The 13,545-nt window shown below is 71.8% G+C and carries 9 protein-coding genes and 2 pseudogenes; 1 reads left to right on the top strand and 10 read right to left on the bottom strand.

All coding sequences use genetic code 11. The features are described from left to right. Positions 1 to 232 precede the first annotated feature (232 nt). The 4 genes and pseudogenes from ACYUD3_RS13360 to ACYUD3_RS13345 all read right to left on the bottom strand — a co-directional run. Positions 233 to 1,186 (bottom strand): annotated as a pseudogene (locus tag ACYUD3_RS13360) (DnaB-like helicase N-terminal domain-containing protein); the annotation flags it as partial. A gap of 45 nt (positions 1,187 to 1,231) precedes the next feature. Beyond that, positions 1,232 to 4,671 (bottom strand): annotated as a pseudogene (locus ACYUD3_RS13355) (DNA polymerase III subunit alpha). 366 nt (positions 4,672 to 5,037) lie between these two features. After that, complete coding sequence (locus tag ACYUD3_RS13350) at positions 5,038 to 6,447, bottom strand: Twin-arginine translocation pathway signal (protein WP_470968464.1); 1,410 nt, start codon at positions 6,445 to 6,447, stop codon at positions 5,038 to 5,040. A 39-nt stretch (positions 6,448 to 6,486) separates the two neighbouring features. Further along, positions 6,487 to 7,725 (bottom strand): hypothetical protein, encoded by a 1,239-nt coding sequence (locus ACYUD3_RS13345; RefSeq protein ID WP_470968461.1) that lies wholly within the window; start codon positions 7,723 to 7,725, stop codon positions 6,487 to 6,489. A 77-nt stretch (positions 7,726 to 7,802) separates the two neighbouring features. Here ACYUD3_RS13345 and ACYUD3_RS13340 point away from each other — a divergent pair, with 77 nt between their 5' ends. After that, the gene (locus ACYUD3_RS13340) at positions 7,803 to 8,333 is read left to right on the top strand and encodes an NUDIX domain-containing protein (RefSeq protein WP_470968458.1); all 531 of its coding nucleotides are present in this window, start codon (positions 7,803 to 7,805) and stop codon (positions 8,331 to 8,333) included. A gap of 134 nt (positions 8,334 to 8,467) precedes the next feature. On the opposite strand, the gene ACYUD3_RS13335 is transcribed toward ACYUD3_RS13340, so the two are convergent. From ACYUD3_RS13335 to folE, 6 genes are all read right to left on the bottom strand, one after another. Next, positions 8,468 to 9,310, bottom strand: a complete 843-nt coding sequence (locus ACYUD3_RS13335) for a class I SAM-dependent methyltransferase (protein WP_470968456.1) — start codon at positions 9,308 to 9,310, stop codon at positions 8,468 to 8,470. A gap of 61 nt (positions 9,311 to 9,371) precedes the next feature. After that, entirely contained in the window at positions 9,372 to 10,295 is a 924-nt protein-coding gene (locus ACYUD3_RS13330; RefSeq protein WP_470968453.1) for a DUF2797 domain-containing protein, read from the bottom strand. A 31-nt stretch (positions 10,296 to 10,326) separates the two neighbouring features. Next, positions 10,327 to 11,007: a dTMP kinase gene (locus tag ACYUD3_RS13325; protein ID WP_470968451.1), complete on the bottom strand. Its 681-nt coding sequence runs from the start codon at positions 11,005 to 11,007 to the stop codon at positions 10,327 to 10,329. Further along, positions 11,004 to 12,059, bottom strand: coding sequence for a nucleoside phosphorylase-I family protein (locus ACYUD3_RS13320; RefSeq protein ID WP_470968449.1), 1,056 nt, complete (start codon positions 12,057 to 12,059; stop codon positions 11,004 to 11,006). Before ACYUD3_RS13320 ends, ACYUD3_RS13325 begins: the two co-directional genes overlap by 4 nt. Next, complete coding sequence (locus tag ACYUD3_RS13315; protein ID WP_470968446.1) at positions 12,056 to 12,874, bottom strand: hypothetical protein; 819 nt, start codon at positions 12,872 to 12,874, stop codon at positions 12,056 to 12,058. Before ACYUD3_RS13315 ends, ACYUD3_RS13320 begins: the two co-directional genes overlap by 4 nt. After that, positions 12,874 to 13,512 carry a GTP cyclohydrolase I gene (gene folE, locus ACYUD3_RS13310; RefSeq protein WP_470968443.1) on the bottom strand — a complete coding sequence of 213 codons (639 nt, stop codon included), beginning with the start codon at positions 13,510 to 13,512 and terminating at the stop codon, positions 12,874 to 12,876. The genes ACYUD3_RS13315 and folE overlap by 1 nt, the downstream gene beginning before the upstream one ends. Positions 13,513 to 13,545 lie beyond the last annotated feature (33 nt).

Here is a 13,545-nt window from a genome sequence, read left to right as displayed (position 1 = left end):
GTGACGGACGGTGCTACCAAAGCAACCTCCCCGTCACAACTGCCGCTTGACAACATCATTAGGAGGTGATGAGGGTTTTGGTGCCGGTCAGGACGGCGGTCACGGCGCTGGGGTGGGTGGGGTGGGTGTCGAGGCGGATGTGGGCGTCGGGGGACGGGGGCATGGCGGGGGTGTCGTCTCTTCCGCCGGCGGCCGGAGAGCGTGGGGGCCGGCCGTCGGCTTTGTGCGGGTGTCAGCGGGCTGCCCGCGCGGCGCGGGCGGTGTGCGCGGCGGCTGGCGGGCCTGCGCAGGTGGTGGGCGCGGGGCGTGCCCTCGGGGGCGGGGGTGTTGTGGTGGCGCGCTGCCAGCGGGTGCGGACGGCTGTGAGGACGGCGAGGGCGCGGCGGGCGCCGACGACGAGCTGGAAGGGGGTGTTCGTGGGGTCGTCGGTGTACGCCTCGATGTGCCGGCCGGTGTGCTCGGCGGCGGCCAGGAGTGTGCGGTGCAGGGCGCGTTCGGCCCAGTGCTCGACCGAGCCGGCCGGTTCGGCCAGCATGCGCAGCACATCACGGGGGTCGGTTCCGTCGTCGAGGAGGCCGTGGTGCTGGGCCTCCCACAGGACGGTGACGGGGTCGACGGGCTCGTGGCGCCGGGACAGGGCGGTCAGGCACTGCCACAGTCCGGCGTGCAGAGGGAGGGTGAGGTCGTCGGGGAGCAGCCACGGGACGGAGACGATGTCGTCCGGGCAGGCGGTGGCGGTCGCGAGCAGCATCCGCTCCTCCTCGGCCGCTTCCTGGGGGTCGGGTACGGAGGCTGAGGCCGGGGCGGGGGTACGCGGCCGTGCGCCTGCGCGTGGGGGGAAGCGGGCGGCAATGTCGTCGACGACCGCGGCGAGCGCGTCGGCCTGGGCTAGGACCGTCCGCGCGGGGTGGGGGAGGGAGGCGTCGTGGACGGTGTGGACGAGGTGTTCGGCGGCGGCGCGCAGGCGGCGGCGGGCGTGTTCGGCCTCGACCATGCGGGCGTAGGCGGGTGCGTGGCGGGGCCAGAGGCAGACCTGGACGAGGGTGTGCAGGTCGGGGGCGGTCAGCCCCCGCGCCTGCTCGCGGGCCGCGGCGAGCACCTGGTTCAGCCATGCCGGGTTCTTCGCGCGCCCGGTGGCGGGGAGGGTGTTCATCGCGGTGTACAGGGCGGCGTGGGCGGCAGTGGAGCGGGCCGCCGGGTGTGGGGAGGTCGTGGAGGTGGAGGTAGAGGATCATCCCGCGCTCCCGGGGCTCTGGTGCCAGAGTCTGCGCTGTCTGGCGGGTTCGCCCGGGGGCTGGAGGTCGGCCCAGGGGTGCAGGCCGTAGCCGGTCTCCAGCCGCAAGGTACGGCGTTCTTGGGGGTCGCCGGGGTGGTCGGGGGTGGGGCTGGTGAGGTGGTCGGTGACGGCGGACAGGCCGTCGGTGCGGCGCAGTGCGGCGAGGTGGGTGAGGTCCCAGGCGGCGCTCCCGGTGACGGAGACGGCCGTGCCGGTGCCGCTGGTGCGGCGCTGGACGACTCCGCGTACCAGCAGCAGCCAGGCGTGGAAGAGGGTGTGCGCGGCGGCGGTGTGGCTGTCCTCGAAGAAGGCGCAGTCGGTCACGCCGCTCACGTCGTCGAGGGTGGTGAAGATGACGCGCCGGCCGGAGCGGACGGGCGGGGTCTGCACGGCGCTCTTCGCGCCGGCGACGAGGACGGGCTGTCCGTGCGGGAGGTCTTTCAGCCGGGCTGCGGGGGTGACGCCGAGTTCGTCCAGCAGGTCCTGGTGGTCGCTCATCAGGTGGCGTGCGAAGTCCAGGCCCAGGGTGCCGATCTCGGCGGCGAGGCGTTCGGCGTCGTCCATGTCCGGCAGCCGCAACGCCTCCACCGTATCCGCGCTCCCGCCGTCGCCGAGCGTCAACTGGCCTTCAGAGGCGCTGTGCTGGCTGCGGTGGAGTTCGGTGAGGTGGAGCAGCAGGTCACGGCGGCCCGCGCCGAAGCGGTCCAACGCGCCGACCTGGGCGAGCCGTTCGGCGACGGGCCGCGACGGGCGGGCACGGGAGACGAAGTCGGCCAGGGAGGTGTATGGCTGTCCGGCGGTGATCCGCGCGGCCTCCGCCTCGCTCATCCCGCGCACGTCCGCCAGCCCCAGCCGCACCCCCAGTACCCCGGACTCGGGCACCGGCTCGATGCGGTAGGCGGTGTCGGAGGCGTTCACGTCCAGCGGCAGCAGCGGCACCCCGCGCCGGCGGGCGTCCGCCAGGATCAGCCGCTTCGGATGCATGCCGGGGTCGTGGGTGAGGAGCCCGGCGTAGAAGGCGGCCGGGTGATGGCATTTCAGCCAGGCGGACTGGTAGGAGGGCACCGCGAACGCCAGCGCATGCGCCTTGCAGAACCCGAACCCGGCGTACGACACGAGCAGCTCCCACACCCGCGTGATCGTCTGCGTGTCGTACCCGCGCGAGCGTGCCCGCTCCTCGAACCACGCCTGGATCCGGGGGTGGCGCCGGGGGTCGGACAGAGCGCGGCGGGTGTAGTCGCCGACGGCGAGGCCGCAGCCGGTCATCACCGACAGGACGCGGATCAGCTGCTCGTGGAACACCAGAATCCCGTGGGTCTCCCGCAGCGCCGGTTCCAGGTCCGGGTGGGGGTATGACGGCTTCTCCGCGCCGCTGCGGGCACGCAGGAGCGGGCGGACCATGTCGGCCGCCACCGGCCCGGGCCGGAACAGGGCGATGTCGATGACCAGGTCGGACACCGTCTCCGGCCGGAGCCTGGCCACGAGATCTCTCTGGCCGGCCGACTCGGTCTGGAAACAGCCCAGGGTCTGGGCGGACTGGATCAGCCGGAACGTCTCCGGATCGTCGGCGGGTATCCGGTCGAGATCGATCCCGTCCCCGCCGGCCCGCTCCAGCTCCCGCGCCGCGTGCGCCATCGCCGACAGCATCCGCACCCCCAACACGTCCACCTTCAGCAGCCCCACGTCCTCCACGTCCCCCTTGTCGAACTGGGACATAGGGAAGCCCGCCCCGGACGTCGGCACGACCGGCGTGCGCCGCAGCAGGCCGGCGTCGGAGATCACCACCCCGCACGGGTGCATCGAGACCCCGCGCGTCAGCCCGTCGAGCGCCTCGACCAGCTCCCACATCCGCGGCCCGTACGCGTCCGGATCGATCCCCCGCAGCTCCGGCAGCTCCCGCAGCGCGGACCGCGCGTCGCGGGCCCGGACGTGCGGGAACGACTTCGCCAGCCGGTCCACCTCGACCGGGTCCAGGCCCAGCGCGAGCCCGACGGCGCGCACGGCGTGCCGCACCCGGTACGTCTCCGGCATCGCGACCGCCGACACCCGCCCGTCACCGAACCGCCGGCGGATCGCCTCGTACACCTCCATCCGCCGGTGCGCTTCCACATCGATGTCGATGTCCGGCAGCTCACTGCGGTGCTCCGACAGGAACCGTTCCATCAGCAGCCCGAACCGCAGGGGGTCCGCCGTCGCGATGCCCAGCAGGTGCACGACCAGCGAACCCGCAGCCGACCCCCGCGCGCTCGCCCGGATCCCCAGCTCCCGCGTGTCCTGGACGACTGGTGCACGGTGAGGAAGAACGGCGCGTACCCCGTCCGCCCGATCAGCCCCAGCTCCTCCTCCAGCCGCTCCCGGTACCGCCGCCCGGCACGGTCGTACCCGTGCCGCGTGAGGGCGCTCTCGCACAGGTCCCGCAGCACCCGCTCCGGCGGCCGGCCCGCGACACCGACCAGGCCCGGCTCGGGGAAATGCACCCGCCCCAGCCCCAGGTCCTCCTCCGGACCGACCCGGCAGGAACGGGCCGTCTCCTCGGTCACCTCCAGCAGCCGGTACGCCGTGCGCACCCCGTACCCGGCCGCCCCCGCCACCCGCTGCGCGACCCGCGCCATCTCCGCCGCCGGCTTCAGCCACCGCTCCCCGCTGTCCAGCGGCCCGCGGGGATCGACCGGCACGAGACGGCGGGCGGAGTCCAGGACGTCCGCGACCGCGCCCAGCCCGGGATCGGCGTACCGCACCGCGTTCGTGAGCACCGGCAGCACACCCTGGTCGGCCGCGAAGCAGAGCGCGCGGGCGGCGTGCCGCACCGACCCCGGACCCGTCCCGCTCAGCCCATGACAGACCACCTCCACCCGCAACGACCCCGCCCCGAACCGCTCCCGCCACCGCCCGAGCAGCTGCCCGGCGAGGTCCGCCCGCCCCTGCGCCAGCGCCCGCCCGACGTCCGAGTCCGGCCCGAGCAGCACGAGAACATGCTCGCCGCAGACCTCCGCCCACGGCAGCACCGGACCCGACCCGCCCCCGGTGCGGGCGTGCGCGGCGGTGACCAGCCCGCACAACTCCGCCCAGCCCATACTTCCGTCCCGCGCGAGGAACAGCGCCCGCGGCGCGGACTCGTCGACGAACGCCCCGCCACGGACAGGCGCACGCCGCCGCGTACGGTCGTCCGGCCCGACGGGCGCCTCCACCGCGAGGTCCACCCCGAACACCGGCCGCACCCCGGCCCCGGCGGCGGCCTTCGCGAACCTCACCGCGCCGGCGAGGGTGTCCCGGTCGGTCAGCGCGAGGGCGTCCATCCCCCGCTCGGCCGCCCGCCGCGCAAGCAGCTCGGCGTGCGAGACGCCGTAACGGACCGAGTGACCGGAGACGGCCCGCAGATGCGTAAACGCGCGCATGTCACACACCCCACTGCCCTCAGCTCCTCTCACCCGGCTCCGGCTCCGCACGGGTCATTCCGGTGCGGTGACCTCACCATAAGCCACATTCGAACGCTCGTGCGATTCAAGGGTGGTCGGGGGTGCCCGCATGTCCTCGCAGTACGAGCGCGGCGATGGAGGAGGGGCGTCGTGCGCGGCGCTGTCGTGCCCTGGCGGCAGCCGGGGGCAGCCGTGTGAGCACGCCGTTCGAAGGGACGGCGGAGATGGGTGCCCTCGGTGAGGCGGGCGACGGCTGCCGGGTGAGTGAGCGCGACCTGTGTCGCGCAGGTTCCTTGCTCGCCGACCGGCCGGTCCGGCGAACAGGCCGCAGGTAACTTCCTTCCGCTAGACCGCAGTTCCGTCAGCTCGGACAGGGGCCGGAAGAGTGCGGAGGCGTTCGGCGAGTTCGGCTGCCGGGGCGATCGGCGAGTTGTCGAGCAGGCGGTCGAGCCGGGCCAGGCGGCTGCGGGCTGTTGCCCGGAGCCGTGACGGCGGGATGAGGTCGAGTACGTTCAGAGCGCGGCCGGCTGCTTGTTCGGGGGCGTCGCGGGCTTCGGCGAGGGCGAGGACGAGGGTGGCCGCCGCCCATCCCGGTGTCTCGGCGGGGGCGGCGGCGATGGACTCGTGGGCCACTTCGGCGGCGCGGTCGAAGCGTTCGAGGGCCAGGTTCGCCTCGGCCACGTGGAGGCGGTGCTCGGCACGGTCGTAGCCGAAGCGGCCGGGCAGCTCGGTGGCGGACCGCATGATCTCGTCGCTCTCGGCGATGACGTCGTCGGCTTCCGGCACTCGTTTCAGGGCGGCGAGGGTCGGGAGGAGGGCCCAGCCCAGGAGTTGAGCGCGGCGCAGCCCCTGGGGTGCGTGCCGGAGGCCGTACTCCGCGTGGCCTCGGGCGTGGTCCCAGTCTTCGCGGGCGGTGGCGACCATGGCGAGGGCGCCGCTGGCCCAGGCGCTGAGAGCGGGTTCCTGGGTGGATTCGCCGAGGGCGCCGGCCAGGGTGAGGTGGGCGCGGGCGCCGGCGCGGTCGTCGAGGTGGTAGGAGAGGTTGCCGAGGAGGGCGGAGAGCCAGCCGACCTGGCGGCGGAGCGCCTGCGCTGTGGCGGGGTCCGCCGCGGCCACCACGGTGGAGAGCAGGCCGCGCGTGCTGCGGACCTCGTCCAGCAGGACGGCCGGGGGGTGCTTGCTGTAGTTGAGGGCGTAGTGCTCCACCGCAGCTTCGGCCAGGGAGACGAGGGCAGGGGAGCCGTCGGGCGCGTCCAGGGCGGCCCATTGGACGGATTCGCGGATGGCGGGCAGTCCGCTGGCGGTGCTCATGGAATCCCTTCGGCCGGTGGTCGTCTCCTGACGCTGGAGTCGACCGTAGTGGAGCGGCGGCGGGGACGTGCAGGTGCTGCACCACAGACAGCGTGTCACCAGGCCGAGCTGGTCGGGGCGGGCGCCGTAAGCCCGGGAGAGCATCAGCCGGTACTCGTCCCCGGGGGCCTCCTGCCCGTGTTCGTACCTGCATAACATGGCGGGCGTCAGCCCTGGTGGCAGGAGACCGTCCTCCCGGTAGACGGCCGCCACTTCACGGATCGCCTGTGGCCGTGACCAGCCCAGCGCCAGCCGCCATGCCTCCAGGGGAGTCAGCTCGGGCAGTGCCGACAGCATGGTGGTGACGATCCGTTCCTGAGCGTGCCCGTCACGCTGGCACCGCGCACGGATACGGGACGCCTCACGCTGGATCTCCGTACGACGGCCCCGGCTCACTCCACCCATCGCCTGTCCTCCCGCCGTCGGCTGATGACGGTGCCCCGCTCAGTATTCTGGGGCCAGTTCCGGTCTGGTGGCGGTGACGTCGCGCAGGAAGCTGCGCTTGGAGTAGAAGGTGCGCCGTCGTGCCCAGCCGCGTGCGGCGAGGTAGCCGCAGAGCCAGTCGGAGAGGACTTCCATCTCGCTCACGATGCCCTCCCCGCCGGGATCGAGGACACCGCGTGAGCGCAGGTACTCCAGCTCGCACTGCGCGAGCAGCAGTTCCGGAGCTGCCAGGAGGGAACTGCGGTCGAAGAAGATGCCGTAGACGTGCCCGGTGCGCATCGACTCGCACCGGATGTCGTAACGGACGCGCCGGAAAGGCGGCATGGCCCGGACCTCCAGGCCGAGTTCGTCGCGCAGGTACTTGCCGAAGCCTCCGGCGGAGACGTCGACTCCGTACGTCAGCTCCTCCCGGCGGGCGAAGGCGTCCTCGCCGAACCACTTCCTCTTGAGCACGTAACCGGCACTGACCGTGGGGATGAAGGAGGCGTATCCGGTCTCGTGCGCGGGGCCGGTGACATCGAAGAGGTGGTTTTCGGTGTGATGGATCTGGAACTCCTCCCGGTATTCCGGCCGGAACTCTTTCAGCCCGCCTTCGCGCAGGGTTTTCAGCAGTTCCAAGGATGCGGCCCAGATGTCGGGGGCGGGGTCGAGGGTGTACTTGAACTCCAGCTCGGTTCCGGAGAAGTGCTTGCGGAAGTAGCGCAGGTGGTTGTCGAGGGCCGTGCCCGACTCGGCGTGGGCGGTCAGGGCAGGGTCGAGCCAGCGCAGGGCTTCGACCGCTCCGGGGCCCACCGGTGTGCGGGTGGTGCGGACGAAGCAGGCGTCCTCCGGGTGGAACCTGATGCGGGAGTAAGCGTGATACCCGCCGCCGGGATGTTCGGCGAGGTAACACAGGGGCGCGGTCCCCGGTGCTTCTCCGGCTCCGATCAGCCGGCTCAGAGCGGGACCGGCGATGGCGTGGGGGAACAGGTCGGCGCCGTCGATCCGGGCTGAACCCAACTGGCGGCCGGCGGTGTTGAGCGCGGTGACCGGGCAGGTGCCGAGTGCGTCCCATCGGACGATCACGGTGGTGCTCGGCAGGCACACCTCTTGGGGCGGCACCTGGACAAGCACGATCGGTTCGTCGGGGCGTCGGGGTGCTGTCCGGTTGAGGAGGTGGACACCGCCCACGACCACCCAGGCTTTTCTGGCGGTGGCCGGGGCGCCGACCGTTCCGGGGGGTTCCCAGGAAGACGTCACAGGATTTCCTCCTTCTGCCTTACCCCGTCGACGAGTTGAGGCATGCCACCGGTCGGGGCCGTTCTAGGGTGGGGCGGGTGAACCACAGTGAGATCGGGAAACGGGCGTGGGACGAGGCAGTGGCTGATGCCGGCCTCGCGGCGCTGGAGTTCGACGACGCCAGAGCCTGGCTGGACAAGGCCCGCCGGCACCCGATGGAGCCCCTCGCGGCTGAGGTGTGGGTCGTCGACCCAGACTGCGAGCACGTCCTGCTGGTCCGGCACCGTGTACGCGGATGGGTTCCGCCCGGCGGAAAAGTGGAAGAAGGAGAGACTCCGCGCGAGGCGGCCACCCGCGAACTGCTGGAAGAGACCGGACTGCGGGCCGAACTGCTGGCCCGGCCCGCAGCCGTCACGGTGCGGTCCTACCGGGCGGACTGGTCTTCGACCCTCGGTCTGTCCTACGCGGCGGTCATCGACCGCGCAGCACCGCTGCGCGGGGAGGACAATCAGCCGGCCGCCTGGTTCAGCCTGAACGGGGACTGGGAGAGCGTCTTCCCCGAGGACCGCGATCGTATCCGCGCCCACGCACGGCGGCTGACGGCCGATCGGGAGGCCAGCGCCCGCTGAGAGACGCGCACATCCCTGCGCGAAGGGCGTGGTGTTCGCGGCGGGTTCGCCACGGGCGGCCTGCCGCCTTATGAGGGCAGCGGCGGGGAGGGTACGGTGACGTGCCCTCCTGCCAGATCCGAGACCGGGCCAGCTCATGAGGCGTTTCGTGGGCGCCGGGCGGCGACGACGAGCCAGCTCGTCACGGTCGGGGTGCCCGGCGCGATCCCGGCGTAGGCGGCGTCCAGGATGTCCATCCGCTGGGCGTGGGTGAAGTCGCCTTCGGGCCGGGCGAAGACCGGGATGGACAGCCATGCCTTCTTCTCGGCCATGGTGCTGTGCTGGGCGGTGACCTCGGTGGCGCTGACGGTGAGTCCGGCGGCGGCCAGCTGTTCGGTGACGGTCGCCAGCGGCAGCTTGGGCGGCGCGGGGGCGGCGGTCGGTGGGACGTATCCGTAGTCGCGCGCGGCGACTTGGGTGATGAGGGAGTTCAACGAGGTTCTCGCACCGGCGGGTTGTTCATCAGGGTGTCGTACGCCGGCGAAGCCTCCGCCGATGTTGAAGACGAACCGGCCTCCGGGGCGCAGGACTTGGGCGACGGCGGCGAACACTCTGGGGGTGTCGGTCTTCCAGATGGCCGAGTTGCACACCACGGCATCTGCGGCGGAGTCCGGAACATGGTCGGCGAGTTGCTCGGCCGCAGCCGTGATCCAGGAGAGCCGGGGGTCGGTGAGGGTCCGGTGCCCGACGCGCTGCATGGCGGCGGCGCTGTCCAGGGAGACCACGCGGGCGTGGCCCGGGACGAGATCGAGGACCGCACGGGCCGTCGCGCCCGTGCCGCCGCACAGGTCGACCACAAGGGTCGCATCGGTGAGGAGGGCGCGGTCGGCGAGGTCACGGCTGGTGGAGTCGTACATGGGGTGTGCGCGGGTGAAGGCGGCGTACGCCTCGGCGTTGGCGTCCTCGTCCCAGCCGAGGACTGCGTCCTGAGGGGCCATGCTGGTGGGCCTCGCTTCGTGGAACGGGCCCGGCCGCCTGAGCCGGGCGGTTCGGGCAGGGTCAGAAGAGCGCGGGCTGCACGGCGGCGGGCGGGGAGGAGAACTCTCCGAGGGTGATCCGGCGGCCTTTGAGGACCCCCAGGTCGAGCAGGTAAGGCGGTGTCTCGTCGCTGTCGGGGACGGCCATGACCTGGGAGCCGAGGCAGGCGAGTACCGTCAGGCCGTGTCCGCCCTCGCGCGGGTCGTGCGGGTAGAGGACCCGTTCGGTGCCGGGGGCGCGGAGCAGGTCGCCTTCTCCTGGCGGTGTCCACGGCTCCAGGGCCGGGGTGACCTCCAGATCTGTCAGGGTCTCGGCCGCGCGGGCGAGATGCCGTTCGTGGGCTGTGACAGCCGGCGTGAGATCACGCAGTTCGGCCAGGGCCGTCAGCTTGGCCGCGGACCGGACCGTCTGGGTCAGGCCGAGGCGCCGGGTGAGGGCGTCCTCCAGGAAGCGGACGGTCCGGCCGTCGGAGCTTCGGGCGAGGTAGGTGGCGAGCAGGGCACCCTGCTCGTCGAGACGGGAGCGTTTACGGGGCTCGGCCGCGGTGCCGATCTTTGTGACACCGTCCGCGAACGTCGCCAGGTACAGCCAGTGCGGCTGGGCCATGTACGCGGCCAGAGCGTCGGGGACGTGACCGCCGGCGTGGAACCGGTGCGCGAAACGGAAGTCGTCCCGGTTCGCGCAGACGGCACACTGCCCGCCGCTTTCGGCCGGGGCCCGGTCGGGGCAGGCAACGGCTTCGACGCTGACGCGGTCGGCGAACCGGTAGCGGCCGGTGCACCACCGGCCGCTACCGCACGCCAGGTAGCCCAGGCGCTCGCCCATGATCCGGGCATGGACGAGCGATCCGCCGGGTGAGGGCGCGAGCAGGAGAGAAGGTTCACCGCTCGCCCAGGTGATGCCGTGGCAGACGTACGTTCCGCCGGCGGGCAGGGCGTGGCCCATGGTGCCTTCCTCATCGATCGGGGGCGGTCTGTCAGATGGTCAGGTGTAGCCGGTCGGACAGCGCGCCGCAGGCTGCTTCGAGGACTTGCCCGCAGTCCATGCCGGCGACGTGCAGCCGCAGCCAGCCGCTGACGGCCGCCTGTTCCCTCATGCGCGCGAGGACGGCGTCCTGGTAGTGGATGAAGTCCTCGTCGCGGCCACCGCGATGGCCGGTCTCCAGGGAGGTGAACGTGCCTTTGCGAGCGAGTGCTTCGCGAGCGTCGATATTCAGGAAGAACACCATGTCCGCTTCAGTGAGGTGGGCGAAGACCTGTTCGGCAAGGGTGTCGGAGACTTCCGTGTTGACCGCGTACCGGGCGACGATCTTGTGGTGCGCGTTGTCGAGGACGACGTGGGTTCCGGCCGCGAGCGCGGGCCTGATCACGAGCCGGTCCTGGAGGGCGTACCAGGAAGCCAGGGCCAGCAGCCAGTAATGGTCGCCGCATGCCCGCGCGACGCGGGCCTCCCGCCGGTAGACCAGTTGGTTGAAGCGGTCCAGATAGGCGGACAGCTCGGCGTCCATCGGGACGTCGGTGCTGTGCTTGCCGACGAGGACCGCCGGGTGGCCGGCGGCGTTGAGGGCACGGTGCACGCCGGCGGCGAGCGTGGACTTCCCGGCGCCGTCGCCCCCGACGAACGAGATCACCCGCCCGGTCGCTGAACTTGCGGTCATCGGGTTCCCCTCAAGTGGCTGGTGATGATGGCGCGTATCCGGTCGATCAGGAGGGTGCGCCGGCGCAGGACGTCGTTGTGCCGCTCGTTGGACAGGTCGGCGGGGTAGTACGCGGTGAGGTTGTTGGAGATGACGTGGAGATAGCCGAACCGGACTCCCGCCTGACGCGCTGCTGCTCCCATGGGCCCGATCTCCGGGTCGACGAAGGCGTAGGAGGCCGTGTGCCGGGCCAGCCAGTCGCGGTTCTCCAGCAGGACCGACGGGGAGGAGACGTGCAGGCCGGACCGTACGTCCTTCTGGGCGGCGGCGAAGTCGCCGAAGAAGTCGTCCCAGGTCACCAGGGTTCCGCCGAGAAGGCTTGTACTGCCGGTGGCCAGCCATGTGTTCGGCTCGACGCCGACGGCCAGTGAGCCGACTTTGCCGACGTAGACGACGTCGCGGGCGCCGAGTTCGGCCAGGCGGGAGACGACCCGTCCGGCGACGTCGCCCCAGATGCTGTGGAGGAATCCGAGGTAGACCACACGGCGACCGGCGACTTCGGCTCGCTGCCAGGCGTATCCGGGCCCGTGCGCCCACACCCCGGCCGTGGGAGCCAGGTGCTGGAGCCCCCAGCCGACGATCACCAGGTCGCCGTCGAGCTTCAGGTCGAGAGTCTGGAGGGCGGTGCGGCATTCCTCCTGGCCGGGTGGCTGGTAGGAGACGATGTCGGCGGGGCGGCCGGTCATCGCGAGATAGGTGGCGATGATCAGCGCGTAGTGCTGAACGTAGTCGGCCCCGGGGAACGCCTTCACGACGAGGGCACGGCCGTGAACCGAGGCGGTGGGCCGCTCGGTGTTGAAGAACTTCCCGGCTTTCTCGTACCGGGACACCACCGCGGCGCGGTCGTAGCCTCCGACGACGCGGATGGCGGTCCAGTCCTCGTCCTGGATGAGGTGATGGACCTTGATCTGGAGGTAGCGCAGCAGGCTGTCACGGCCCATGGTGTGCTCGGCGAAGTCGATCGGCGCCGCGCGTAGCAGCCCCGCGGCGGGACCGGCGAGCAGAGAAGTCATCGGTGCGCTCCGGTGGTTGTGACGTCGCCGGCCGCCGCGTCGACGACGGCGATGTTCTGCCGGATCAGGCCGAACCGGTGCTCGGCGATCGGACCGAGGTCCTCGATCCGGGGCGTATGCGGCTTCTCGTAGGGGCCGTCGGGAAGCAGAGAGATCCCCATCGCGCCGAGAATCACCGGGGCCGCGCCGTCCACGGAGGAGATCCACTCGTGTTCTCGCTGCTCGACCAGTTCCAGGTGGCCGGTCCGCCCCAGCCCCAGCAGCCGGTAGACGACCCGTTCGTCGACCAGACCGCGGTCCTCCAGGTAGGCGGTGGCGGCCCACCGGGTGCGGCACAGCTGACCGGCAGGGTCCGGACGCCGAGAGGCCGGCAACGCGATGGCCCCGGCCCAGCCACCGGTCACGAAGGCGTCGTAGGTACGCAGCCACTCTTCGTCGTCCGCCGCGTGCAGGACCGCGCACAGCCGGAAGGCGTCGCCCACCAGCTCCTGGATCTCCCGCGCGGCCTGCTCGCCGGCTTTCAGAGTCGCCGCGCCGTCCCTCATGACGTCGGGAAGAATGATCTCCCGCGCCGTCACCGCCAGCGCCGCCTCGACGAGGTCGGCAACGGGCAGGGCGTGACCGAGGTCGAAAAGCCCGTTGTCGACGATGATCTCGGCACCGCGCTCCGCTTCCCTGACGAAGAAGGCCCGGTAGACGTCGTCGGACAGCACTCGCTGGGCGGCCACGTGATGGACCCGGGCCGGGGTCCGCAGAGCGAAGTCCTCAAGGTACGTGGGCGGGGAGATGACGGAGAAGTCGATGCTCTTGGCCATCACGCGACCTCCCGCTGCTCGGCGGCGGCGGTGAGGAACTGCTGGGAGAGCACCGGATCGGTACCGAAGCGACCGCCGGCGTGCAGCGTCGTGGTGCGGGCCTCCTCCATCCGGACTCCCCGCATGCTCATGCACAGGTGCACTCCCCGCACGGCGACGGCGACGTCCTCTCGCCCGATCACTCCGGCAAGAAGGTCGGCGAGCTGGCGGGTGAAGCGTTCCTGGACCTGGAGCCGGCCGCCGAGATTCTGGGCGATTCGCCCGAACTTCGACAAGCCCACCACCTCGCCCTCCGGTACATAGCCGACGGTGACCTTCAGACGCATGGGCAACAGGTGGTGCTCGCAGAGCGACCACACGCTCATACCGCCCACGACGACCAGCTGGCCGCTCAGCTGCGACTCGGTGAAGCATGTCGTGGTCAGGGCACGAGACGGGGAGAGGAAGTCGCTCCACCAAGCCGCGACCCGTTCCGGAGTGCCGGCCAGTCCCTCCCGGGCGGGGTCCTCCCCCAGCGCGGCCAGCAACTGGGCGATCAGATCGGAGACCCGGCCGGTGTCGATGCCCGACGGGCGAGGGGGCACAGGTACAGCGCTGTTCACGCCGACGCCGGGGCCGGCGGTGGTGATGCTTGTCATGGGCTGTTTTCTCGCTTCCGGTGACGAGGAGTC

The sequence above is a fragment of the Streptomyces sp. AMJ-169 genome, assembly GCF_055597585.1.
This window is presented reverse-complemented; position numbering and strand designations above follow the sequence as displayed.